At 45.8% G+C, this 22866-nt stretch carries 31 protein-coding genes, 2 tRNA genes and 2 rRNA genes; 2 read left to right on the forward strand and 33 right to left on the reverse strand.

The window, feature by feature from the left end; translation table 11 throughout:
* Window positions 1–144: 144 nt before the first annotated feature.
* The 6 genes from AC1VYS_RS25040 to AC1VYS_RS25065 form a co-directional block, all read right to left on the reverse strand.
* A tRNA-Ala gene (locus tag AC1VYS_RS25040) sits at window positions 145–220 on the reverse strand.
* Window positions 221–241: 21 nt separating this feature from the next.
* Window positions 242–318 (reverse strand) — tRNA-Ile (locus AC1VYS_RS25045).
* A gap of 33 nt (window positions 319–351) precedes the next feature.
* A 5S ribosomal RNA gene (gene rrf, locus AC1VYS_RS25050) occupies window positions 352–468 on the reverse strand.
* Window positions 469–574: 106 nt separating this feature from the next.
* A 16S ribosomal RNA gene (locus AC1VYS_RS25055) occupies window positions 575–2130 on the reverse strand.
* Window positions 2131–2668: 538 nt separating this feature from the next.
* Window positions 2669–2899: a hypothetical protein gene (locus tag AC1VYS_RS25060; RefSeq protein WP_441930600.1), complete on the reverse strand. Its 231-nt coding sequence runs from the start codon at window positions 2897–2899 to the stop codon at window positions 2669–2671.
* 173 nt (window positions 2900–3072) lie between these two features.
* The gene (locus AC1VYS_RS25065) at window positions 3073–3690 is read right to left on the reverse strand and encodes a stage II sporulation protein M (protein WP_482911905.1); all 618 of its coding nucleotides are present in this window, start codon (window positions 3688–3690) and stop codon (window positions 3073–3075) included.
* Window positions 3691–3836: 146 nt separating this feature from the next.
* Here AC1VYS_RS25065 and pdaB point away from each other — a divergent pair, with 146 nt between their 5' ends.
* Window positions 3837–4613 (forward strand): polysaccharide deacetylase family sporulation protein PdaB, encoded by a 777-nt coding sequence (gene pdaB, locus AC1VYS_RS25070; protein ID WP_482911906.1) that lies wholly within the window; start codon window positions 3837–3839, stop codon window positions 4611–4613.
* A gap of 210 nt (window positions 4614–4823) precedes the next feature.
* Here the strand turns inward: pdaB and AC1VYS_RS25075 are convergent, their stop codons facing one another.
* Window positions 4824–5438, reverse strand: coding sequence for a KinB-signaling pathway activation protein (locus tag AC1VYS_RS25075; protein ID WP_482911907.1), 615 nt, complete (start codon window positions 5436–5438; stop codon window positions 4824–4826).
* Between the two features lie 125 nt (window positions 5439–5563).
* Between AC1VYS_RS25075 and gerD the strand changes: the two genes are divergently transcribed.
* A complete protein-coding gene (gerD, locus tag AC1VYS_RS25080) occupies window positions 5564–6319 on the forward strand; it encodes a spore germination lipoprotein GerD (RefSeq protein ID WP_482911908.1) in 756 nt (251 codons plus the stop codon).
* 132 nt (window positions 6320–6451) lie between these two features.
* On the opposite strand, the gene AC1VYS_RS25085 is transcribed toward gerD, so the two are convergent.
* The 26 genes from AC1VYS_RS25085 to rplX all read right to left on the reverse strand — a co-directional run bounded on the left by AC1VYS_RS25085 (window position 6452) and on the right by rplX (window position 22833).
* Complete coding sequence (locus tag AC1VYS_RS25085) at window positions 6452–7555, reverse strand: P-loop NTPase (protein WP_482911909.1); 1104 nt, start codon at window positions 7553–7555, stop codon at window positions 6452–6454.
* Between the two features lie 78 nt (window positions 7556–7633).
* A complete protein-coding gene (gene cwlD, locus AC1VYS_RS25090) occupies window positions 7634–8389 on the reverse strand; it encodes an N-acetylmuramoyl-L-alanine amidase CwlD (RefSeq protein WP_482911910.1) in 756 nt (251 codons plus the stop codon).
* A 67-nt stretch (window positions 8390–8456) separates the two neighbouring features.
* Window positions 8457–9626 carry a sulfate adenylyltransferase gene (sat, locus tag AC1VYS_RS25095; protein WP_482911911.1) on the reverse strand — a complete coding sequence of 390 codons (1170 nt, stop codon included), beginning with the start codon at window positions 9624–9626 and terminating at the stop codon, window positions 8457–8459.
* Window positions 9627–9724: 98 nt separating this feature from the next.
* Entirely contained in the window at window positions 9725–10417 is a 693-nt protein-coding gene (locus AC1VYS_RS25100; RefSeq protein WP_482911912.1) for a phosphoadenylyl-sulfate reductase, read from the reverse strand.
* 663 nt (window positions 10418–11080) lie between these two features.
* Window positions 11081–11473 carry a 30S ribosomal protein S9 gene (rpsI, locus tag AC1VYS_RS25105; RefSeq protein ID WP_024633563.1) on the reverse strand — a complete coding sequence of 131 codons (393 nt, stop codon included), beginning with the start codon at window positions 11471–11473 and terminating at the stop codon, window positions 11081–11083.
* A gap of 19 nt (window positions 11474–11492) precedes the next feature.
* The gene (rplM, locus tag AC1VYS_RS25110) at window positions 11493–11930 is read right to left on the reverse strand and encodes a 50S ribosomal protein L13 (RefSeq protein WP_482911913.1); all 438 of its coding nucleotides are present in this window, start codon (window positions 11928–11930) and stop codon (window positions 11493–11495) included.
* A gap of 204 nt (window positions 11931–12134) precedes the next feature.
* Window positions 12135–12908 (reverse strand): tRNA pseudouridine(38-40) synthase TruA, encoded by a 774-nt coding sequence (gene truA, locus AC1VYS_RS25115; RefSeq protein WP_482911914.1) that lies wholly within the window; start codon window positions 12906–12908, stop codon window positions 12135–12137.
* Between the two features lie 161 nt (window positions 12909–13069).
* The gene (rplQ, locus tag AC1VYS_RS25120) at window positions 13070–13435 is read right to left on the reverse strand and encodes a 50S ribosomal protein L17 (protein WP_017692102.1); all 366 of its coding nucleotides are present in this window, start codon (window positions 13433–13435) and stop codon (window positions 13070–13072) included.
* A gap of 34 nt (window positions 13436–13469) precedes the next feature.
* Window positions 13470–14414 carry a DNA-directed RNA polymerase subunit alpha gene (locus AC1VYS_RS25125; RefSeq protein ID WP_024633566.1) on the reverse strand — a complete coding sequence of 315 codons (945 nt, stop codon included), beginning with the start codon at window positions 14412–14414 and terminating at the stop codon, window positions 13470–13472.
* A 136-nt stretch (window positions 14415–14550) separates the two neighbouring features.
* Window positions 14551–14946, reverse strand: coding sequence for a 30S ribosomal protein S11 (gene rpsK, locus AC1VYS_RS25130; protein WP_068537278.1), 396 nt, complete (start codon window positions 14944–14946; stop codon window positions 14551–14553).
* Between the two features lie 19 nt (window positions 14947–14965).
* The gene (gene rpsM, locus AC1VYS_RS25135; protein ID WP_056697730.1) at window positions 14966–15334 is read right to left on the reverse strand and encodes a 30S ribosomal protein S13; all 369 of its coding nucleotides are present in this window, start codon (window positions 15332–15334) and stop codon (window positions 14966–14968) included.
* 20 nt (window positions 15335–15354) lie between these two features.
* Complete coding sequence (gene rpmJ / locus AC1VYS_RS25140) at window positions 15355–15468, reverse strand: 50S ribosomal protein L36 (RefSeq protein ID WP_003333770.1); 114 nt, start codon at window positions 15466–15468, stop codon at window positions 15355–15357.
* A 152-nt stretch (window positions 15469–15620) separates the two neighbouring features.
* Window positions 15621–15836 carry a translation initiation factor IF-1 gene (gene infA / locus AC1VYS_RS25145; protein WP_017692098.1) on the reverse strand — a complete coding sequence of 72 codons (216 nt, stop codon included), beginning with the start codon at window positions 15834–15836 and terminating at the stop codon, window positions 15621–15623.
* A gap of 3 nt (window positions 15837–15839) precedes the next feature.
* Entirely contained in the window at window positions 15840–16148 is a 309-nt protein-coding gene (locus AC1VYS_RS25150; RefSeq protein WP_482911915.1) for a hypothetical protein, read from the reverse strand.
* 10 nt (window positions 16149–16158) lie between these two features.
* Entirely contained in the window at window positions 16159–16911 is a 753-nt protein-coding gene (gene map / locus AC1VYS_RS25155) for a type I methionyl aminopeptidase (RefSeq protein ID WP_482911916.1), read from the reverse strand.
* A gap of 3 nt (window positions 16912–16914) precedes the next feature.
* Window positions 16915–17559: an adenylate kinase gene (locus AC1VYS_RS25160; RefSeq protein ID WP_482911917.1), complete on the reverse strand. Its 645-nt coding sequence runs from the start codon at window positions 17557–17559 to the stop codon at window positions 16915–16917.
* A gap of 90 nt (window positions 17560–17649) precedes the next feature.
* Window positions 17650–18948, reverse strand: coding sequence for a preprotein translocase subunit SecY (gene secY, locus AC1VYS_RS25165; RefSeq protein WP_090924666.1), 1299 nt, complete (start codon window positions 18946–18948; stop codon window positions 17650–17652).
* Window positions 18948–19388 carry a 50S ribosomal protein L15 gene (rplO, locus tag AC1VYS_RS25170; RefSeq protein ID WP_090924667.1) on the reverse strand — a complete coding sequence of 147 codons (441 nt, stop codon included), beginning with the start codon at window positions 19386–19388 and terminating at the stop codon, window positions 18948–18950. Before rplO ends, secY begins: the two co-directional genes overlap by 1 nt.
* 43 nt (window positions 19389–19431) lie before the next feature.
* Complete coding sequence (rpmD, locus tag AC1VYS_RS25175; protein ID WP_017692092.1) at window positions 19432–19617, reverse strand: 50S ribosomal protein L30; 186 nt, start codon at window positions 19615–19617, stop codon at window positions 19432–19434.
* A 12-nt stretch (window positions 19618–19629) separates the two neighbouring features.
* Complete coding sequence (gene rpsE, locus AC1VYS_RS25180) at window positions 19630–20127, reverse strand: 30S ribosomal protein S5 (protein ID WP_024633574.1); 498 nt, start codon at window positions 20125–20127, stop codon at window positions 19630–19632.
* 27 nt (window positions 20128–20154) lie between these two features.
* On the reverse strand, window positions 20155–20523 hold the full coding sequence (gene rplR, locus AC1VYS_RS25185; RefSeq protein ID WP_017692090.1) for a 50S ribosomal protein L18: 369 nt from the start codon (window positions 20521–20523) through the stop codon (window positions 20155–20157).
* Window positions 20524–20640: 117 nt separating this feature from the next.
* Window positions 20641–21183, reverse strand: a complete 543-nt coding sequence (rplF, locus tag AC1VYS_RS25190; protein WP_017692089.1) for a 50S ribosomal protein L6 — start codon at window positions 21181–21183, stop codon at window positions 20641–20643.
* A gap of 30 nt (window positions 21184–21213) precedes the next feature.
* A complete protein-coding gene (rpsH, locus tag AC1VYS_RS25195; protein WP_123067254.1) occupies window positions 21214–21612 on the reverse strand; it encodes a 30S ribosomal protein S8 in 399 nt (132 codons plus the stop codon).
* Between the two features lie 32 nt (window positions 21613–21644).
* Window positions 21645–21830, reverse strand: coding sequence for a type Z 30S ribosomal protein S14 (locus tag AC1VYS_RS25200; protein WP_013312154.1), 186 nt, complete (start codon window positions 21828–21830; stop codon window positions 21645–21647).
* A gap of 74 nt (window positions 21831–21904) precedes the next feature.
* Complete coding sequence (gene rplE / locus AC1VYS_RS25205; protein WP_090924671.1) at window positions 21905–22447, reverse strand: 50S ribosomal protein L5; 543 nt, start codon at window positions 22445–22447, stop codon at window positions 21905–21907.
* A 32-nt stretch (window positions 22448–22479) separates the two neighbouring features.
* Window positions 22480–22833 (reverse strand): 50S ribosomal protein L24, encoded by a 354-nt coding sequence (gene rplX / locus AC1VYS_RS25210; RefSeq protein ID WP_017692086.1) that lies wholly within the window; start codon window positions 22831–22833, stop codon window positions 22480–22482.
* Between the last annotated feature and the right edge of the window lie 33 nt (window positions 22834–22866).

Consider the following 22866-nt stretch of genomic DNA (forward strand, 5'->3'; position numbering starts at 1 on the left):
CGCTCCATTTCGATCACTCGCTCCAGCAATCTACCGTTTTTATTGAAACTTGTTGAACACAAGTTCAGCTAAAAAGGAATGTTCTAATTCGCGTTTGTTTCGTTTCGATATCTAGTTTTCAAAGAACAAACTTAAAAATCTTTTTGGTGGAGCCAAGCGGGATCGAACCGCTGACCTCCTGCTTGCAAGGCAGGCGCTCTCCCAGCTGAGCTATGGCCCCATATTATATTAGATGAAGAAATGGTGGGCCCTGGTGGACTCGAACCACCGGCCTCACCCTTATCAGAGGTGCGCTCTAACCAACTGAGCTAAGGGCCCACATTATATTTTTTTGAACCCATAATGGGTTACGCTTGGCGGCGTTCTACTCTCCCAGGACCCTGCGGTCCAAGTACCATCGACGCTGAAGGGCTTAACGGTCGTGTTCGGGATGGGAACGTGTGGAACCCCTTCGCTATCGCCACCAAACGTTCGAGAGTTTGAGCTCTCAAAACTGAGCAACGAGTGAGTAACTAGCCGACCTGGCTAGATTTAAAATTTGAATGTCTTCGTTGCAGAAGACGATTCTCCATAGAAAGGAGGTGATCCAGCCGCACCTTCCGATACGGCTACCTTGTTACGACTTCACCCCAATCATCTATCCCACCTTCGGCGGCTGGCTCCTTGCGGTTACCCCACCGACTTCGGGTGTTATAAACTCTCGTGGTGTGACGGGCGGTGTGTACAAGACCCGGGAACGTATTCACCGCGGCATGCTGATCCGCGATTACTAGCAATTCCGACTTCATGCAGGCGAGTTGCAGCCTGCAATCCGAACTGAGACCGGCTTTGCTGGGATTAGCTCCATCTCGCGATTTCGCAGCCCGTTGTACCGGCCATTGTAGTACGTGTGTAGCCCAGGTCATAAGGGGCATGATGATTTGACGTCATCCCCACCTTCCTCCGGTTTGTCACCGGCAGTCTATCTAGAGTGCCCACCCGAAGTGCTGGCAACTAAATATAAGGGTTGCGCTCGTTGCGGGACTTAACCCAACATCTCACGACACGAGCTGACGACAACCATGCACCACCTGTCTCAACTTTCCCCGAAGGGCACCTGATGCATCTCTGCTTCGTTAGTTGGATGTCAAGACCTGGTAAGGTTCTTCGCGTTGCTTCGAATTAAACCACATACTCCACTGCTTGTGCGGGTCCCCGTCAATTCCTTTGAGTTTCAGTCTTGCGACCGTACTCCCCAGGCGGAGTGCTTAATGTGTTAACTTCGGCACCAAGGGTATCGAAACCCCTAACACCTAGCACTCATCGTTTACGGCGTGGACTACCAGGGTATCTAATCCTGTTTGCTCCCCACGCTTTCGCGCCTCAGCGTCAGTTACAGCCCAGAGAGTCGCCTTCGCCGCTGGTGTTCCTCCACATCTCTACGCATTTCACCGCTACACGTGGAATTCCACTCTCCTCTTCTGCACTCAAGTCACGCAGTTTCCAGTGCGATCCGGGGTTGAGCCCCGGGATTAAACACCAGACTTACATGACCGCCTGCGCGCGCTTTACGCCCAATAATTCCGGACAACGCTTGCCCCCTACGTATTACCGCGGCTGCTGGCACGTAGTTAGCCGGGGCTTTCTTCTCAGGTACCGTCACCTTGAGAGCAGTTACTCTCCCAAGCGTTCTTCCCTGGCAACAGAGCTTTACGATCCGAAAACCTTCATCACTCACGCGGCATTGCTCCGTCAGGCTTTCGCCCATTGCGGAAGATTCCCTACTGCTGCCTCCCGTAGGAGTCTGGGCCGTGTCTCAGTCCCAGTGTGGCCGATCACCCTCTCAGGTCGGCTACGCATCGTCGCCTTGGTGAGCCGTTACCTCACCAACTAGCTAATGCGCCGCAGGCCCATCCCCAAGTGACAGATTGCTCCGTCTTTCCAATTCTCTTCAGGCGAAGAAAACAAGTATTCGGTATTAGCTACCGTTTCCGGTAGTTGTCCCAAGCTTGAGGGCAGGTTGCCTACGTGTTACTCACCCGTCCGCCGCTAAGTATCAGGAAAGCAAGCTTTCCATCAACTCCGCTCGACTTGCATGTATTAGGCATGCCGCCAGCGTTCGTCCTGAGCCAGGATCAAACTCTCCAATAAAGATGAATTTCGCAGCATCGTTAAATGCTGTGCAACTCATTGGGGTATTGAAAAGAGCGATAAGCTCATTTTGAATCTGACGAGATTAAAAATCTCATTGTTGTTCCAGTTTCCATACAGCCGGATGGCATGTACCAAAACCTTCACGTTCATCCTGCAAGCAGAATGTTTTACTCACTCGTTGTTCAGTTTTCAAAGATCAAACATTCAATTAATGCGTTGTTTTTCATGTTGTCGTCGTTTCAGCGGCGACTTTTATAATGTATCACAACCACATTGTCTTTGCAAGCATTATTTTCAGATTATTTTTAATCATGTTAACAAATATGCTTGTCCAATCAAACAGCTCCTTAAAATGGAACGAAAATTAATTTACCATATAGAATCGGAAAGGTCAACCCTATTTCGACAAAAAGCTCAATTGATTGGTCTATTTCAAAGCAAGTCGATGAATCAGAGGTACAAAACTCACAAAAACTCTGTAGATAGAGTTGCACCTCTCCTCACCTTATGCAGATTTATATATTTCAGCCCCACTTCATGGCTTGGACTTCTTTAGCTTACCGCCTCTTGCATACTTCGACAACTCCTTAGGCGGTGCGAACCGTGCATACATGCGGAATACCGTTTTGTACCGACTCGCTATGGCATATTTAATCTCCTGGTCAAGACGATGGTCACTCAGATCGAACAGCATTTCATCCAATTCTTTGCGCAATACGTAGTCCAGTTCCTTGCATTCCTTCTCGTTAAATAGCATACCCAGCATTAAGAGTTCTCCTTTTTGTGCATATCCTCTATAGTCACACTGCAGTATTTCAACAACGCAATTTCTTTAAGTAGAGCTCTTTTCGCCTGCACTGCTGAAACCCGTTTTATTGTTATGGTCAAATTCTTGGAAATTTATGAATGCTGGGTATCACAAAATTTCTACAAGGGATTTCAACCTCTTACAAGCGCATACGTGAGTGTGCTCTCAATAACTGCGGCAACAAGGAGTAAGATAATTATCCAGAAGCTTGCCGTTAACGTCATATTCATAAACTCTTTCCACCGAGACCCAATCATTGTGCGTTTGTCGCCCCCCAATTGCGCGAGACTACGTATCACCAGGCCACCGAACTTCAGTCCGAATGCACAAGCTATAATAATGACAGGAATCTCAATAATTCCGTGTGGAAGCAGCCCCTTTACAACGATATCAAAAAAGCTTGCCCCATAATTCATTGTGGTGTGAACAACAAAGCCGAGTACCATCCCGTTAAGTAGCAGGAAGACAATGGGTAAAATACCGAAGAAAATACCTGCATAGATGACCAGTACGCTTTTGATGGCATTGTTGAAAAAAATAAGCAAAAAGAAATTCCATTGCACATTTCCTCCCTGCTCCAGCTGTTGACTGACCTGGCGTAGTCCCTCAATCTGGCTTAACAACAATTCCTCCAGCGGCCCTGTACTTACCCAGCCAGCTCCGATCCCTACAGCAAACAACAGAAAGGACCAAACTAAGGCTCCCCTAATCGTCCCCATATCTCTCATAAATGTACTGAATTTTAACATAACAGCCTCCTAGTAATCGAAATGATGGACAAACAACGATGTAAAACGAATAACTGGACGGTACGAGCATACACTGAACTGTAAACAAGCATTTTCCTATCGAACAGAAACAAGCATTTTTAAATGGGAGAGGGGCGCTTAGCGAAATGAACTCGTTCTATGTATTCAGTGGCAAAAAGATCAAACGTAACCTGATTGTGCTCGTTGCTGCCATCTTTGCAATTGGTATTATTTATCTCGAAAGCGGCAACGTATCTGTCTTCTCGGAAGAAGCACCTTCCGCCGTTTACAGTGTTCCAACTGACAAGAAGGTTATTGCACTTACCTTTGACATTAGCTGGGGGGATAAACGAACCGAGCCGATTCTAAAAGTTCTGCAGGAGAATAAAGTGCAGAAAGCCACCTTCTTTCTCTCCTCACCCTGGAGCAAAACCCACCCCGAGATTGTTACCGCCATCAAAGATGCAGGATATGAGATTGGAAGTCATGGGCATCGCCACGAAAACTACAGCAGCTTAACTGAAGAACAAATTCGCAAGGAAATTTCGACAGCTCACAGCATTTTAACCGATTTAACGGGAAAAGAACCGAATTTACTGCGATTGCCAAACGGAGATTTTGATAAACGTGTGCTTCAGGTTGCGAACAGTCTAAACTATCAGGTTGTTCAGTGGGATACCGATTCGTTGGATTGGAAAAATCCAGGAGTACAAACGATCGTTGATCGTGTCGTCAGCAAGGCCCATCCAGGCGATATCGTCCTGCTGCATGCCAGTGATTCTTCTAAACAAACTCATGAAGCCCTGCCTGTCATCATTGATAAATTGAAAAATCAGGGATACGAATTCGTGACCGTGTCGGAGTTGCTTCATCATTCCAGTGTAGAAGGTAAGGAAGTACGTGATCAAGCCAGCGTCCAATAAGAAACACGGAATAATGATCTGAAACAAGTCAAAAAAAGTAGTTACCTTCTACAACTGATGCTGATCATACCTACAATGGACGGCTAAATAACAAGATGGCCACACAAGTTCATATAAAGTTGAAAAAGAGCTAACTTGGTTAGCTCTTTTGGTATTTTTCGTAATATGGACACCTTATTGAGGTAATGACCTTTTACGCCCCACAATCAATTAACGGCTGACCGCAGTTTCCACAGCCCGTTCTTTTGCACCATCGACCAGTTTGTGCAGGATCAACATCTGATATGCATTACATAGCAGCAAAGGGATTACAATAAAGATGGTAGCTGCATTAACATCAATCCGCAATACACCAATCGTCTCCACAGCCGTTACGGCTATCATGAAAAAGAGCGTGGGTACTAGCGCGGAGATATGCGTCTGTTTAATTTTCACGTAAGCGGTAACAATTGCCGTTGCCAAAATGATCAGCCCCAGCAAAATATCCGAGAAGCGCTCCCGCCCTCCACCTACAAAAAGACGCAAAAACATGATATCCAGCAACGCCAGCACGGTCAACACAATCTGCACAATTTGCCATCCGCGTCTTGGGAATACACCTTTCCCCATATAGTTTAATATGAGATATGCAAAGAAACCCATTTGTGAATATACACTAATCATCACTCCGGAGCCAAACAGAATCAGCAGATAGAGCATAAAGTCGGCGATTCCATTCATTTTTTCCCCGTTTACCAGCATCATAATCAATCCTGTACCTAATGCTCCTGCGGCGCCAATAAGCAAGGCTGTCCAAAACAGGAAAAACCATCTACGCAAATTCAAATGTTTTCCACCCCCGAGAGTTTATTTTACCAACCTTCACAGCAAAAAACCATCATTGCTCAACATATTTCCCCCTTTCCCATCACATACTACATCCAGTATCTAATCAAGGAGGGATCGTACACATGAAACGGCCTATGTCGCAGCTATGCTGTGTTGTATTCGGGCTATCCGTCATGCTTGCCGGCTGCGGTTCAGATCAGAGTTCTTCGCCTCCTCAGGGCAGCTATAAAGAGATGAAAACGATGGTCGTCGATATTCTGAAAAGTGATGAAGGTAAAAAGGCCGTTGAAGAGGCTCTAACGGGTCAAAGCTCCTCTGGCGGCAGTGGTGGAGGTGGTGGCTCTGAAGAGGGGGGCGGCTCTGGCGGTGGCTCGGGAACGGTGGGTATGAAAATGTTAATGCCTATGCAATCTTCAGAACAAATACGTATTGCCGTAAAAGATACCATAACAGCTCCTGAATACCAGAAGGAATTCGAGAAAATCATGACCGATCCGCAATTTGCCGGTGAATTCGCTAAGGCGATTAACGGACAAAGCAAACAACTTCACATGCAATTGATCAAAGACCCGACATACCAAAAATCGATTGGGGATATCATGAAATCACCTGAGGTATCCAAGATGTTTATGGATATGACTAAAACCCCGGAATATCGAAAACAAACCATGACCGTTATGCAGGAAGTTATGCAGAATCCTTTGTTTCGTATGGAAGTCCTTACTCTGCTAAAAAAAGTGGTACAAGAAGAACTCCAGCCTAAAACGGAAAGTGGTGGCGGGCAAAAGGGGCAGGAAGCCGGTGGTCAGGACGGTGGAGATGGTGGCAGTGGTGATTCTGGAGGCGGAGACTCTGGTGGCGGTGGAGGAAGTTCATAACGAAAAGCTTAATTCAGAGTTAGCAAAAATTTAACAATGATGGACGCCCATCCTCTAACTTGAGATAATGTCAAAAAAGCCTGCATCCAAAGCAAAGGACGCAGGCTTTTACTTTCAATCCTATTACAATGCTTATTGAAATTTAGACTCGATCGACCGGGCAACTTCGTCATATATAGCCCCGATTGTCGTCTCAGCCTTGTATACAGACGGTGAGAAATCCGGCTCAGAAGGATGGTTGTCCGGAGCACCTAATGGAATCTGGGCCAGGAGCACCGTGTGCAGGCTTTCCGCAAGACGTCCACCCCCGCCACGACCAAATACATATTCTTTCTCTCCACATTTGCCACATTCGTAGTACGCCATGTTTTCAACTACACCCAGCAACTCATGTTCCGTTTGAATGGCCATCGCTCCGGCACGTGCCGCTACAAAGGCTGCAGTGGCATGTGGAGTCGTAACGATGATCTCTTTGCTCTGTGGTAACATCTGATGCACATCCAGTGCGACGTCACCTGTACCTGGTGGCAGATCCAGAAGCATATAATCGAGCTCGCCCCACTGAACATCGGTGAAGAACTGACGCAGCATCCGGCCAAGCATTGGTCCACGCCAAATCACCGGATTATTTTCCCGAATAAAGAAACCCATCGACATCACTTTGACGCCAAAACGTTCGACCGGTTGAATAACCCCATCCTCAACGACCGGATATTCCTCGATCCCCATCATATCTGGCACACTGAAACCATAAATATCGGCATCAATGAGTCCGACTTTCTTTCCTTGACGGGCCAAAGCAGCGGCCAAATTAACAGTCACCGTTGATTTACCTACGCCCCCCTTACCACTAGCGACGGCGATAAAACGAACTCCCGATTCAGGACTTAACAGCTCATGTCCATCTAGACCCGCTGCATGGCCTTTAACAAGTACTTCATCCTGGTCTTCATCTTGTTCGGCTTGTCCCAGGTTAAGACTCTGACGGTCGTGCTCAGACGCTACTCGTGTGCGGATATGAACATCCTTCACTCCATGCTGGGACAGCAAGTTACGTGCAGCATCCGTTAAAGCGGTTGCATCTTCTGGCCGATTCTCCAGTGTCACCATGCTTAATGCCACATGATGTTCTTTCACCATAATGTCACGAATCCATCCCAGTTCCGTCAGGCTTTGTCCAAGCTGTGGTTCCTGTAATGGCTGTAAAAGTTCAAGTATCTGTTCTTTGGATAACATCAGACAGCACCTCGGTTTTATCTATTGGCATGTGTTAGGTATGCTGTTCCAATTATAGCACTACCTTTCTTCTTATGACTAACTTTTCGGACGTTCTCCTGCGGAATATCGGAGAATGCCGTTGTAAATAGACGCAGCTACTTTCCGTTGGTACATTTCATCAGCAAGCATTTTTGCCTCTTCTGGATGGGACAAAAATCCAACCTCAACGAGTGCTGATGGGATTTTCAGAGCCTGTAACAAGTAGACGGTACTCACCGTTTTTGCTATACGATCTGTATTTTCCAGGTTCCGAATCATTTCAGCTTGTAACAGATTTGCAAGACCTTCGTTATCAGGATGATTAGGCGTGTAGAAAACTTGTGCGCCACTCCAGCGATTAGATGGCACGCTGTTCATGTGAATGCTAATAAATAAATCGGCCTGTTTATCTTCAATCTGCCTCACTCTCTGTTTGAGATCCTCTGTCTTGCGTCTGGAGTACCCTCTCGTTCCCTCGTCGGCCAAATCCTTATCGATTTCACGAGTCATCACAACAAGAGCTCCTGCTTGCTGCAAATAGTCTCTAACATACAGCGCAATGGACAGATTGATATCCTTCTCAATAACTCCCTGCCTGCTCACTGCGCCACCATCTGGCCCTCCATGACCTGCATCAATAGCGATCACCTTACCAGCCAGAGGCAGGCTCCAATATCCTGACGTTTTGGCCGAAGGCATCTCATACGAAACAACCGCCACAAACATAGCCAACAAACATAGGCTCAGCATAACCCTCTTCACTGTTTTCAAGCGGATCCAGACCACCAGATGTTTCCCCATGTTTTTGCGCATAAAAAACCACCTCGTCCCTATAAATGACTCTAATCATCTATATGGGACAAGATGGACAAATATACCCTTAGGAATGGACTTGCTCTGCCATACCCTCAATCAGCACCTCAGCAACCTCAGGCCGTGTAAATTGAGGCGGCGGACATTCACCATTACGCAGCAATCCACGGACCTTGGTTCCGGACAGCGTCAGGTGGTGCTCCTTGTCATGAGGGCATGTTTTACTGGAAGCCATGTTTCCGCACTTAGTGCAGAAGAAGCTATGTTCGAAGAACAGCGGTGTAATGCCGAGCTCCTCAGCGGTAAAATTAGAGAAGATCTCTTGTGCTTCATAGGTTCCGTAGTAATCACCTACACCTGCATGATCACGGCCCACAATAAAGTGGGTACAACCATAATTTTTACGCACCATCGCATGGAAAATAGCTTCACGAGGTCCTGCATACCGCATGGCAGCCGGGAATACGCCCAGAAATGCACGATCCGCCGGATAGTAGTTCTCCAGTAGAACCAAATAACTCTTCATGCGCACATTCGCAGGAACATCATCCGATTTGGTTTCGCCCACAAGCGGATTCAGGAAAAGGGCATCAACGATCTCCATTGCACTTTTCTGGATATATTCATGCGCCCGATGAACCGGGTTACGGGTCTGAAAGCCAACAACGGTTCGCCAGCCTTTTTCCTTAAAAATGTTGCGTGTCTCTGCCGGATCATAATAGAATTCTTCGAACTTGGCAGGTTTCGGACGGTTCAATACCTGAATTGGCCCTCCTACATATGTTGCAGGACGCTCGAGCAGTTTTTTCACACCAGGATGTTCTGGATCATCGGTCTTGAATACACGGCGTGCTTCCTCTCCCTGATCCACCTTATAGATGCTTTGAACTTCAAGCAGACCATAAGTTACCCCATCCGCTTCACCAACAAGAGCAACAACCTCACCTTTACGAAGAGAAGATGCCTGTTGATCATCTACAGCAAGGGTGATTGGTATGCTCCATACGGTACCGTCAGCCAAACGCATCCGAGATACGACAGAAAGATAATCTTCCTCATTCATAAACCCTTGCAGTGGTGAGAACGCACCTACACCAATCAAGTCCAAATCTGAGATCGTCCAAGTGCTAATCTGTAATGAGTTCAGGTTTTTACTTTCCTGCAGCAATTGCTCACGTTCTTCTCCTTGTACGACACGCTGTACGAGCGCACCTCCATGAGGCAGAATCGAAGTCATCTTGTCAGCTCCTTATTTATACATCCGTTATTTTGATGGAAACCACTTATGATCAATAAAATATAGAGACAATGCTAGGTCCGCCCACAATTAAACTCTTATTTATGCAGCCCGCATTCCGTTTTATCATTGCCAGACCAACGTCCCGCACGTGGATCTTCTCCAGGCATAACTTGCCGTGTGCAGTACTCACAGCCGATACTTGGGTAATTCTGATCATGAAGTGGATTATATGTCACGTTATTAGCACGAATGTATTCCCACACATCCTCACTCGTCCAATGAGCAATTGGGTTAAATTTCATCAGGCCAAACTTCGTATCATATTCAACCTTCTTGGAGTTTGCCCGCGTTGGCGCCTGATCTCTCCGAATACCTGTAATCCATGCATCATATTGCGAAAGAATACGCGTCAGCGGTTCAACCTTACGAATGTTGCAACAAGCATTAGGATCTGATTTCCATAATTCTTCTCCATGCTGGGCAGCCTGCTCTTCCGGTGTAATCTTTGGCGAGACTCTCACAAAATCAAGGTTGTACTTTTCTTGCATCCGATCACGCGTATTATAGGTTTCCTGGAAATGAAAATCTGTATCCAGATAAAAAATATCTGTGGATGGGCTGATTTTTTGCAACATATCTACAAGTACAACATCTTCTGCACCGAAGCTGCATGCAAAAGTGATATTTGGAAATGTCTCAATTGCATAACGAATAATATCCTCTGGACTTGCATGCTCCAGTTCCTCTGCTTTTGCACGTGCCAGTTCTTCCTTTTCTAACAAGTTCATCGTTCAATTTCCCCCATTCATGATCTCAAAACCAAATAAAGCCGACTAATCTAATATGAATTATGTATAGTATAAATCTTTCACTCGGGATGTCAATGCCTGCCATCTGGTAAAATACATCAGTTCATTCCTCAAAAAAACGAATTAACTAGGCTCAGTTTTAGTGTTATTTAGTCTTTTACCTCATTCGAGGATAAGATCAAACCAAGATCTCATGAGAGCATCTCCAAGGTACTTCCTACCTTATAACCTAAAAACCTTTGCCGCAGTTGACTTTATAGCATGCTAAGTGCAGGTAGAATACCTTCCCATATGACATAGGCAAGCTGAAGTCGATTCTCGCTGAGCAAACAGATCCCTACATGCTTGTGATTCCGCCTGTTAGCAAAAGTAAGAACCCTTTATCGTATTTATAAAAAAAACTGATAACAAGAAATGAGAAATTGGGAGTGATTCGAGGTAACAATATGGTGAAGTAAACCTCTAGCAAGTGTGTAGCGAAAAGTAAGTTAAAAGGCTCGAGGAGGAGGTGTCTTAAGAAACATTTTGCATATGAAAGCAGAACGATACAGTAACTTCGAAATGCTTTAGATTAGTACATCGTATCGAATTCTACTTAGAAAACAAAAAAAGCCCTTAGCCGAAGCCAAGGACTTTGAAAAATTAACGTTTGGAGAACTGAGGTGCGCGACGAGCCGCTTTAAGACCGTATTTTTTACGTTCTTTCATACGTGGGTCACGAGTCAGGAATCCTGCTTTTTTCAGGGATGCACGGTATTCTGGATCTGCTTTAAGCAGAGCGCGGGAGATACCATGACGGATTGCGCCGGCTTGACCGGAGATTCCGCCACCATGAGCGATAACCAAAACGTCATAGTTAGAGAGCGTTTCAGTCAAATTCAGTGGTTGTTTTACGATCAGTTTGAGTGTTTCCAAACCGAAGTATTCATTAATATCACGTTTATTGATGACAATGCGTCCTTCACCCGGTACAAGGCGAACACGTGCTACCGAATGTTTACGACGACCTGTCCCATAGTATTGTACTTGTGCCATGAAACTGTCCTCCTTTTAATTAACCGCGAAGTTCGTAAACTTCTGGTTTTTGTGCTGCGTGTGGATGCTCAGTGCCTCTGTACGCTTTAAGTCTCAGCTTCATTTTCTCGCCCATGCGAGTTTTAGGAAGCATACCGCGAACAGCCAATTCCAACATACGTTCAGCTTTGTTTTTAACCATCTCTTCTGCAGTAGTTACTTTCAAACCACCTGGGTGCATCGAGTGACGGTAGTATTTTTTACCTTGCATTTTTTTACCAGTCAATACAATTTTCTCTGCATTGATGATAACAACGAAATCGCCAGTGTCCACGTGTGGAGTGAATTGTGGCTTATGTTTGCCGCGGATCAAAGCAGCTGCTTCGCTCGCCAAACGTCCGAGGGTTTTGCCTTCAGCATCAATGATGTGCCATTGGCGCTCAACTTCGTTAGGCTTCGCCATGTACGTAGTACGCATGAAAAGTTCCTCCTTAAATGTTCAAAATCATCATTTTCATTTATCTTCGTTCGTTAAGTGATAACTTTAGGTGTTGATGGATAGTTGTTGCGATGTGAACATCTTAATTGGGGCTGTGGGAAAGCCATTAAGAAAACACAACTTTTATATTACATGATAGGCGATCAAATCGCAAGTATAAATTAAGCTTTTTACTCACTAAATTTAATCTTTTTTGTATTCAAGATCCCAGAGCATCAAACCGCAACTAACTGCAGTTGGTCCTGCAGCAGAACGGTTGCATGCAGCAATCATATTCGGCACATCAGAGGCTTTCCGTTTGCCCTCTCCGATCTCCAGCAACGTCCCGACAATGATTCGCACCATATGCTGCAAAAAGCCGTTACCACTCACATAAATGTGAATGACACCCTGATCGCGAGGATGGTCCCTACACATTGATCGGTCCACTTCTATCCATGCTTCGTATACCGAACGTACATGATTCTCTTTCTGAGACTTGCGCGAAGCAAAGGACGTAAAGTCATATGTGCCTATGAAATGACGCAGGCCTTCTTCCATAGCAGTGATATCCAGCTTGGCATGATGATGATGCTGCAATCTCCTATTAAAGACATCCGGAAATTGGTTTGCATTGACCGTGTATCGATAGGTTTTCTTTTTCGCTGCATAACGAGAATGAAAATCTAGCGGTACCTCCATTGCATCAATAACAACAATATCAGATGGCAATCTGGAGTTGAGTGCGATACACCAACGTTCCACCGGAATCTGGGACGCTGTAAGGAAATTGAAGATTTGTCTGCGGGCATGAACGCCTGCATCCGTTCGGCCTGAACCCGTGATTTTTACTGTCTCACCAGTCAACGCACGAATGGAATCCTCAAGGTGGTCCTGAATGGTATTACCTCCTGGCTGTACTTGAAAGCCGTAGTAGGCCGTTCCATCGTAAGTCACCGTCATACATAAGTTGCGCATATTACCACACCTTTGTTCCATACTATACATAACCCTATCCCGAACAGCAAAAGAAGCCCCTTACGGAGCTTCATTTACAGCACGAATTCCGAAATGAAGAGAAAAAAAGGGTTAATCCAGAATCGTCGGACTCTGTCCCCTTTCCTCATCTCACATCTGTATTACGCGCGGTCTACCAGTTCCAAGTAAACCATAGGCGCTGCGTCACCACGACGAGGTCCCAGTTTCAGGATACGTGTGTATCCGCCTGGACGCTCAGCGTAACGACCGGACAATTCGCTAAACAGTTTTTGGATTGCATCTTGCTCACCATCGATTGTTTCGCGGCGAACATAAGCTGCCACTTGGCGACGGGCATGAAGATCTCCCTTTTTCGCTTTAGTGATCAGTTTTTCAGCAATAGAGCGAACCTCTTTTGCTTTCGCTTCAGTTGTCTGAATGCGCTCGTATAAGAACAGGTCGGTTACCAGGTCACGGAACAAAGCCTTACGTGCGCTGGAATTACGGCCCAACTTTTGGTATGCCATTGTTTTCCCTCCTTCACTTCAAGCACTCAGCTGTCTATTCTTCTGTACGTAGTCCCAAACCAAGTTCCTCAAGCTTCTCTTGAACTTCTTCCAAAGACTTGCGTCCGAGGTTACGGACTTTCATCATGTCTTCTTCCGTTTTCGTAGTCAGCTCTTGTACGGTATTAATACCAGCACGTTTGAGGCAGTTGTAGGAACGAACAGAGAGATCCAGCTCTTCAATCGTCATTTCGAGTACTTTTTCTTTTTTGTCTTCTTCTTTTTCAACCATGATCTCTGCATCTTTCGCTTCGTCTGTAAGACCCACGAAGAGCATGAGATGCTCGGTCAAAATTTTAGCGCCAAGGCTTACAGCCTCTTCAGGACGAATACTTCCGTCAGTCCAAACTTCCAACGTGAGCTTGTCATAGTTGGTTACTTGGCCTACACGCGTATTTTCCACAGCGTAGTTTACGCGGCTAATCGGGGTGAAGATGGAATCGACAGGGATGACGCCGATCGGCTGGTCATCGCGTTTATTCCGATCTGCCTGGACGTAGCCGCGACCGCGATTGGCAAAAATACGCATGTGAAGTCTCGAACCTGGTCCAAGCGTAGCAATGTGAAGATCCGGATTAAGGATTTCCACATCGGAATCAGCACGAATGTCTCCAGCCGTGATTGCTCCTTCGCCTTCAGCATCAATCTCGAGCACTTTCTCCTCGTCAGAATGAATTTTGAGCGACAAAGCTTTCAGGTTAAGGATAATCTCTGTAACATCTTCCATTACGCCAGGAACTGTAGCAAATTCATGCAGAACGCCATCGATTTGAACCGAAGACACTGCCGCACCCGGCAGTGATGAGAGCAGGATTCGGCGAAGCGAGTTTCCAAGCGTCGTACCGTATCCGCGCTCCAGCGGTTCTACTACGAATTTCCCATAGGTGCCATCATCATTGACGTCTACCGTCTCAATTTTCGGCTTTTCGATTTCTATCACTGCAATACCCCTCCTTCAAAACGTCGGTCCTTTATGAAACATTTACCTTCTCTTGCGAAAACATGTAGTAGTATGCCTAAACAACCATTATTAGCAGATTGTGCCGGATGTATACCACACGAAGGGGCAAATCTCATTAGACACGACGACGTTTTGGAGGACGGCATCCGTTATGCGGGACTGGAGTTACGTCTTTGATCAGGTTAACTTCAAGACCAGCAGCTTGCAAAGAGCGGATCGCTGCTTCACGGCCTGCGCCTGGTCCTTTAACCATAACCTCAACGGATTTCATCCCATGTTCCATTGCAGCTTTGGCAGCAGTCTCAGCAGCCATTTGTGCAGCAAACGGAGTCGATTTACGGGAACCTCTGAATCCGAGGCCGCCGGAGCTTGCCCACGAAATCGCGTTTCCGTGAGGATCCGTAATAGTAACGATAGTGTTATTGAAAGTGGAACGGATATGTGCCACGCCAGATTCAATATTTTTACGGTCACGACGTTTAGTACGTACGACTTTTTTCGGTTTAGCCATTTTCTCTTATCCCCCCTTATTATTTCTTCTTGTTCGCTACAGTACGACGAGGACCTTTACGAGTACGAGCATTCGTTTTCGTACGTTGTCCACGAACAGGCAGACCACGACGATGACGAACTCCACGGTAACAACCGATCTCCGTCAAACGTTTAATATTCAAAGAGATTTCACGACGCAGGTCACCTTCAACTTTGACCTCTTTGTCGATACTTTCACGCAATTTGCTGACTTCATCTTCCGTCAAATCACGAACACGAGTGTTCTGATTGATGCCTGTAGAGCTCAGAATTTTCTGGGAAGTCGTTTTACCGATTCCGAAAATATAAGTCAAGGCGATCTCAACGCGCTTATCACGTGGCAAATCCACACCAGCTATACGTGCCATTTTACGCTACACCCCCTTCATTAACCTTGTTTTTGTTTGTGTTTTGGATTTTCACAGATAACCATTACATTCCCTTTGCGGCGAATGACTTTGCATTTTTCGCAAATCGGCTTGACCGAAGGTCTTACCTTCATGTGAATTACCTCCTCAAAGTTCTGCTTAGCAAAACCCTCTTCGTAAGCATTGACCTAGTTCTACTATTGTAAAACCGGCTTCGAAGCTTTCGCAAGTTTTGCCGGGCAAAACCCGCTTCATAAGCTTCACAGTTCATTGCAACTGTCTACTACTATTTACGGTAAGTTATACGACCTTTTGTTAGATCATAAGGCGATAACTGAACAACTACTTTGTCTCCAGTCAGGATACGGATGAAGTGCATCCGCAATTTTCCGGAAACGTGAGCGAGAATTTGATGACCATTCTCAAGCTCAACCTTGAACGTTGCATTCGGCAGCGGTTCAAGAACCGTGCCTTCCACTTCAATGACATCTTCCTTGGCCATTAGTCAGTCTCCTTTCTCTTCAGCTTGAATGTTGGTGGATTCCAGAAACGAATGAACCGCATAGCGGAGCTTTCCGTTTGTCACCCGACCACTCTCGTTTAAACTGTTTACAACCTCACTGCTAATCATCGGTTGAAGTTCAAGATGAAGAATGTTCTTCTTCTTGGGTTGGTCAAACTTTCGTTTGTCTCCATCCGCGATATATACGAACCTATTGTCTACTATAGAAACAATTACTGCGGCTTGGTCCGCATTGCGGCCTTTACGGATCTTCACAAGTTGACCGAGCTGCGGATTCGACTGATTGTTCATGCCTAATCACCTACGCGTTCAGTTTTGTGAAAATTTCCATACCCTCAGGTGTAACTGCTACGGTGTGTTCAAAGTGGGCACATAACGATCCATCTACTGTGACGACAGTCCAGTTATCTTCCAACGTTTTCACATACCGTCTGCCTGCGTTAACCATTGGCTCAATGGCTAGCACCATGCCAGCCTTTAACCTTGGTCCACGATCAGGAAGACCATAGTTCGGAATCGATGGTTCCTCGTGCAAATCCGCTCCAATGCCGTGACCGACATATTCACGAACGACGGAAAACCCTTCATCTTCAATATATTTCTGAATTGCATGAGATATTGTAAACAAGCGAACGTCTGGTTTTACCAGCGCTAGTCCTGCGTATAATGAAGCCTCAGTAACGTCCAGAAGACGTCTAGCTTCTTCGGAAATACGGCCTACTGGATAGGTCCAGGCAGAATCTCCATGATACCCCTGGTACTGCGCGCCAATGTCAAACGTAACGATATCGCCCTCGTTCAACTTGCGTTTGCCGGGAAATCCATGTACCAACTCTTCATTCACTGAAGCGCACACACTGGCAGGGAAACCGTTATAACCTTTGAAAGACGGCACAGCTCCTTGACTGCAGATAAATTGATCAGCCATATGGTCAAGTTCACCAGTCGTAATACCGGGAACAATGTGCTCTGCCAAGAGAAGATGCGTTTCCGCAACAATTCTCCCTGCTTCCCTCATCAAACCCAGTTCCGTTTCGGACTTACCAATGATCATCAATTAACCTCTCAACAAGGACACGATTTCTTGAGAAACTTGATCGATATCCTGTTCTCCGTCGATTTGACGAAGAAGGTCTTTAGTTTCGTAGAACGTGAGGAGTGGTGCTGTTTTGTTGATATATTCGTCCAAACGAGTGCCTACGCTCTCTTCGTTATCATCAGAGCGTTGGTACAACTCGCCGCCGCATTTATCACAAGTACCATCCTGCTTCGGTGGATTAAATACGACATGATAAGTCGAACCACAGTTTTTACAAATACGACGACCCGTTAAACGAGCGAGTAATTTGTTGCGATCCACTTTCAGGTTGATCACATGATCAAGACCTGAGTTCAGTCGTTCCAGGATGCCATCCAGGGCTTCTGCTTGAGACAGGGTTCTTGGAAATCCATCCAAGAGGAATCCTTCTCTGCAGTCGGACTGCTGCAAACGTTCTTCAACGATGCCGATGGTTACATCATCTGGTACAAGTAATCCTTGATCCATATATTCCTTGGCTTTCAGGCCAATGGGAGTTCCCTGTTTAATCGCAAGACGAAATGCATCGCCTGTTGAAATATGGGGAATACCGAACTCTTTCACAATGACGTCTGCTTGCGTACCTTTTCCTGCCCCCGGAGGGCCCATGAATAGGATGTTCACGTTATGTCACTCCCTCCAAGACTACCCTACATCAACAAACAGCACAATAGGTGCCGGCAAGTAAATCTTTACTCAACCGGAACCTATTGCCTATTTATTGATAAAACCTTTGTAGTGGCGTTTGATCAATTGGCTTTCGATTTGCTTCATCGTATCCAGCGCAACACCGATAACGATCAGGAGAGAAGTCCCCCCAATTTGCGCTGATTGAGGCAAACCAGAAAGTGCCCCTAAGAATACAGGCAGAACGGAAATGACTGCCAAGAAGATGGCTCCGGCCATTGTCAAACGAGTCATGACACGGGTCAGATATTTCTCGGTTGCTTTACCTGGGCGAATACCCGGGATATAACCGCCGTTCTTTTTCATATTATCAGCCATCTGCTGTGGATTCATCTGTACAAAAGTATAGAAGAATGTGAATCCGAAGATCATCACGACATACAGCACCATACCAAGTGGTTTGTGTGTAGTCAAGTTTTGACCGATCCACTGTGCCCAACCATGATTAGCCCAGAAGTTGGCGATAATCGTTGGGAACATCAACAGCGATGATGCGAAGATGACAGGGATAACACCAGCTGCATTAATCTTCAGCGGGATATGTGTATTCTGTCCACCGTACATTTTGTTTCCTACGACGCGTTTTGCGTACTGCACAGGAATTTTCCGAATCGCCTGCTGAATGTAAATGACACCGATGATAATCAGTACGATCACAATCGCGATGATTACACCTTTAAGGATGTTCATAAACAACTGATCAGGTTGGATGAAATCGGACTCGATCGTTTGTTTGATAATGTTAGGCACTGTTGACAGGATACCCGCAAAGATCAAAATCGAGATTCCGTTTCCGATGCCCTTCTCGGTGATCTGCTCACCAAGCCACATCAGGAATGAAGTACCGGCCGTAAGTACAATCGCGATCAAGATATAATCTGCAAACGTAGCGTTAGGAATCATGTCTGTATTGTACAAGCGGTTAAATCCGATCGACGTACCAAACGCTTGAATCAATGCCAGACCGATCGTTAAATAACGAGTCAGTTGTGCAGATTTCTTCTTACCTTGCTCACCTTGCTTTGCCCACTCCGCTAATTTAGGAATAACGTCCATGGAAAGCAACTGTACTATGATAGACGCAGTGATGTAAGGAACGATCCCGAGTGCAAATATCGAGAACTGAAACAGTGCTCCACCCGAGAACGTATTGAGAAGTCCAAAAACTTCTTTACCCGCAGAATTTGTCGCTTCGAACACATCTTTGTTAACACCTGGAACGGGAACAAAGGAGCCGATGCGGTAAATGATCAGTACAAAAAGGGTAAATAATACCCTTTTGCGCAGATCCTCAACCCGCCAGATATTCTTTAGGGTCTTGAACATTAAATCACCTCGGTTGTACCGCCGGCAGCTTCAATTTTCTCCACCGCAGATTGAGAAAACTTGTTAGCTTTAACAGTCAGCTTCACAGTGACTTCACCGTTACCCAGGACTTTGATTCCGGATTTAGCGTTTTTAACAACGCCATTCGTCATCAAGAATTCTGGAGTTACTTCTGTACCCGCAGGCAAACTATTCAGGTCTTCGATATTAACAACTGCATATTCTTTGCGAGTTGGGTTTACGAAACCGCGTTTTGGCAAGCGACGATACAATGGATTTTGTCCACCTTCGAAGCCTGGACGAACACCACCGCCAGAACGAGCGTTTTGTCCTTTATGACCGCGACCTGATGTTTTACCCGTACCACTACTTGGACCGCGACCAACACGCTTACGCTCTTTGCGGGATCCAGGTGATGGAGAAAGCTCATGTAACTTCATCGTTCGTTGCACCTCCTTAAAGATTTGTGGGATTAACCCGTTCTTATGCTTCTACTTCTTTAACAGCTACCAAGTGGCTTACTTTGTTAATCATACCACGGATGGCAGGATTATCGTTTTGAACCACTTTGCTGTTGATTTTGCGCAAGCCCAATGTTTTCACAGTTGTTCTTTGCGTCTCCGGACGTCCGATCAAGCTACGGACGAGGGTAATTTCTAATTTAGCCATGAGAATTCCCTCCTAACCCAGAAGCTCTTCGACGGATTTTCCGCGCAGTTTAGCCACGTCTTCAGCACGCTTCAAACGGGACAAACCTTCCAAAGTCGCATTGACCATGTTCATGGAATTCGAAGAACCCAGAGATTTTGTCAAAATGTCACCTACACCAGCAAGTTCGAGAACCGCACGTACAGGACCACCAGCGATAACACCAGTACCTTCAGATGCTGGTTTCAACAGAACGCGTCCTGCGCCGAACTTACCTGTTACCAAGTGAGGAATCGAAGTTCCTACGAGTGGAACGTGTACAAGGTTTTTCTTAGCATCTTCAATACCTTTGCGAATTGCATCAGGTACTTCGCCCGCTTTACCGATACCCGCTCCAACCCAGCCGTTGCCGTCGCCGACTACAACCAGTGCGCTAAAGCTGAAACGGCGTCCGCCTTTTACTACTTTAGCTACGCGATTAATGTTTACTACTCTTTCAGACAGTTCCAAAGTATTCGGATCTACACGCAAGTCGTTAACCTCCTTTTGAAAAATATCTTAAAACTCAAGTCCTGCTTCACGAGCCGCTTCAGCCAATGCTGCGATACGACCATGATACAGATATCCGCTACGGTCAAATACGATATTGGAAACACCTTTGTCTTTTGCACGTTTAGCAACGAGTTCGCCAACTTTACGAGCAGATTCAACAGATGCACCATTTTTGATGTCAGTGCTCAATTCTTTGTCTACAGTAGACGCGGAAGCGATTGTTACACCAGCTACATCATCGATGATTTGAGCGTACATATGTTTACCAGAACGGAAAACGTTCAAACGAGGACGTGCAGCCGTTCCTTGGATTTTCTTACGAACACGAAGGTGTCTTTTCAGACGAGCCTTGTTTTTATCTGGTTTCGTAATCATCTCAGGGATTCACTCCTTTCAGGTTACCTCGCTGGCTTCAAAGCAGAAGCCACGGGGTATATTAGAAACACACGAAGCAAGCAAGCCGAAAGCCGCGCAAAGGCGGTAAGAGAAATCTTATTTCTTCTTACCGGCTTTACCTTCCTTACGGATGATACGCTCGCCTTCATATTTAATACCTTTACCTTTGTACGGCTCAGGTTCGCGAACGGAACGAATCTTAGCAGCGTAAGCACCTACGCGCTCTTTATCGATACCGCGAACAATGATTTTCGTATTCGAAGGTACTTCGAATTCGATTCCCGCTTCCGGTGTAATTTCAACCGGGTGAGAGTAACCAACGTTCAGAACAATTTTATCTCCGGATTTGCTTGCACGATATCCGACCCCAACCAACTCCAGAGATTTAGCGAATCCTTCAGTTACGCCGCTCACCATGTTGTTGACAACGCTACGCGTTGTGCCGTGCAAAGAACGGTGAGTTTTGTTATCGGAAGGACGCACAACTGTAATTTCGTTGTTTTCAACTGTAACCTTCATGTCTTTGTGAAGTTCACGAGTCAAAGTTCCTTTAGGTCCTTTTACCGTGATAACGGTATTGTCCAAAGTGATGTCTACACCACTTGGTACTGTAATTGGTTTGCGACCAATACGAGACATATGTTGCACCTCCTATCTTGTGACGTTATATTACCAAACGTAGCAGACGACTTCTCCGCCGGATTTCGATTGACGAGCTTCTTTGTCCGTCATAACACCTTTGGATGTCGAGATAATCGCGATTCCAAGGCCGCCAAGTACGCGAGGTACTTCATTGCTTTTCGTGTAAACACGAAGACCTGGTTTACTGATTCTTTTCAGACCAGTGATAACGCGCTCGTTATTTTGACCGTATTTCAAGAAAACACGGATAATCCCTTGTTTGTTATCTTCGATAAATTCAGCGTCACGGATGAAACCTTCACGCTTCAGGATATCGGCAATTTGTTTTTTCATTGTCGAAGCAGGCATTTCTACCGTTTCGTGGCGAACAGTGTTCGCGTTACGAATACGAGTAAGCATATCTGCAATTGGATCAGACATAGTCATTGTGAGTTAACCTCCTTCCCGTTCAGGACTTTTTACCAGCTTGCTTTTTTCACGCCAGGGATCTGGCCTTTATAAGCTAATTCACGGAAGCAAATTCTGCAAATTTTGAACTTTTGCAGTACCGAATGTGGACGACCGCAACGCTCGCAGCGTGTATAAGCACGTACTTTAAACTTTGGTGTACGTTGTTGTTTAACTTTCATCGAAGTTTTTGCCACTTTAGCCTGACACCTCCTAAATAATTTCGGAGAAAAGGGAGTCTTTCCAGACACCCGGAACGTTTATGCCAACATTATTTAACGAAAGGCATTCCCATTTGCGTAAGCAATTCGCGGGACTCTTCGTCTGTTTTCGCCGTTGTTACGATGACAATATCCATACCGCGGACTTTGTCTACTTTATCATACTCGATCTCTGGGAAGATCAATTGCTCTTTCAGACCCAGAGTGTAGTTACCACGACCATCGAACGCTTTGCTCGATACACCGCGGAAGTCACGTACACGTGGAAGTGTTACGTTGAACAATTTATCGAGGAAGTAGTACATACGCTCGCCGCGCAATGTTACTTTCACACCGATAGGCATGTTCTCACGCAGTTTGAAACCTGCGATTGATTTTTTCGCACGAGTGATTACAGGTTTTTGACCTGCGATCAGTTGCAAATCGTTTACTGCGGAATCCAACACTTTGGAGTTTTGGACAGCGTCGCCCACACCCATGTTGATAACGATTTTCTCGATTTTCGGCACTTGCATTACCGTTGTATAGTTAAACTTCTGCATCAAAGCAGGAGCGATTTCTTGCAGGTAACGTTCTTTCATTCTTGATGCCATGAATCATAGCCCTCCTTTCTCATTCGGTTCAATTAGTCGATAATTTCTCCGGAACGTTTTGCAACGCGCACTTTTTTACCGTTATCCAACACTTTGTAACCAACACGGGTTACTTTTCCGCTCTTTGGATCGATGTGCATCACGTTGGAAACGTGAATCGGAGCTTCCTTCTCGATAATGCCGCCTTGCGGGTTTTGCTGGTTAGGCTTCTGGTGTTTTTTCACCATGTTAACACCTTCCACAAGGACGCGGTTTTCACGAGGATAAGCAGCGATGACACGGCCTTTTTTACCTTTGTCTTTACCGCTGATCACCATAACCGTATCTTCCTTTTTAACGTGAAGTTTGTTGTTATGGGATTCCAGAACTTTTTTCACTCTTGGCATTTCGTACACCTCCTGTTTCTAAACATCACGAGC

The sequence above is a fragment of the Paenibacillus sp. G34 genome (assembly GCF_056856875.1).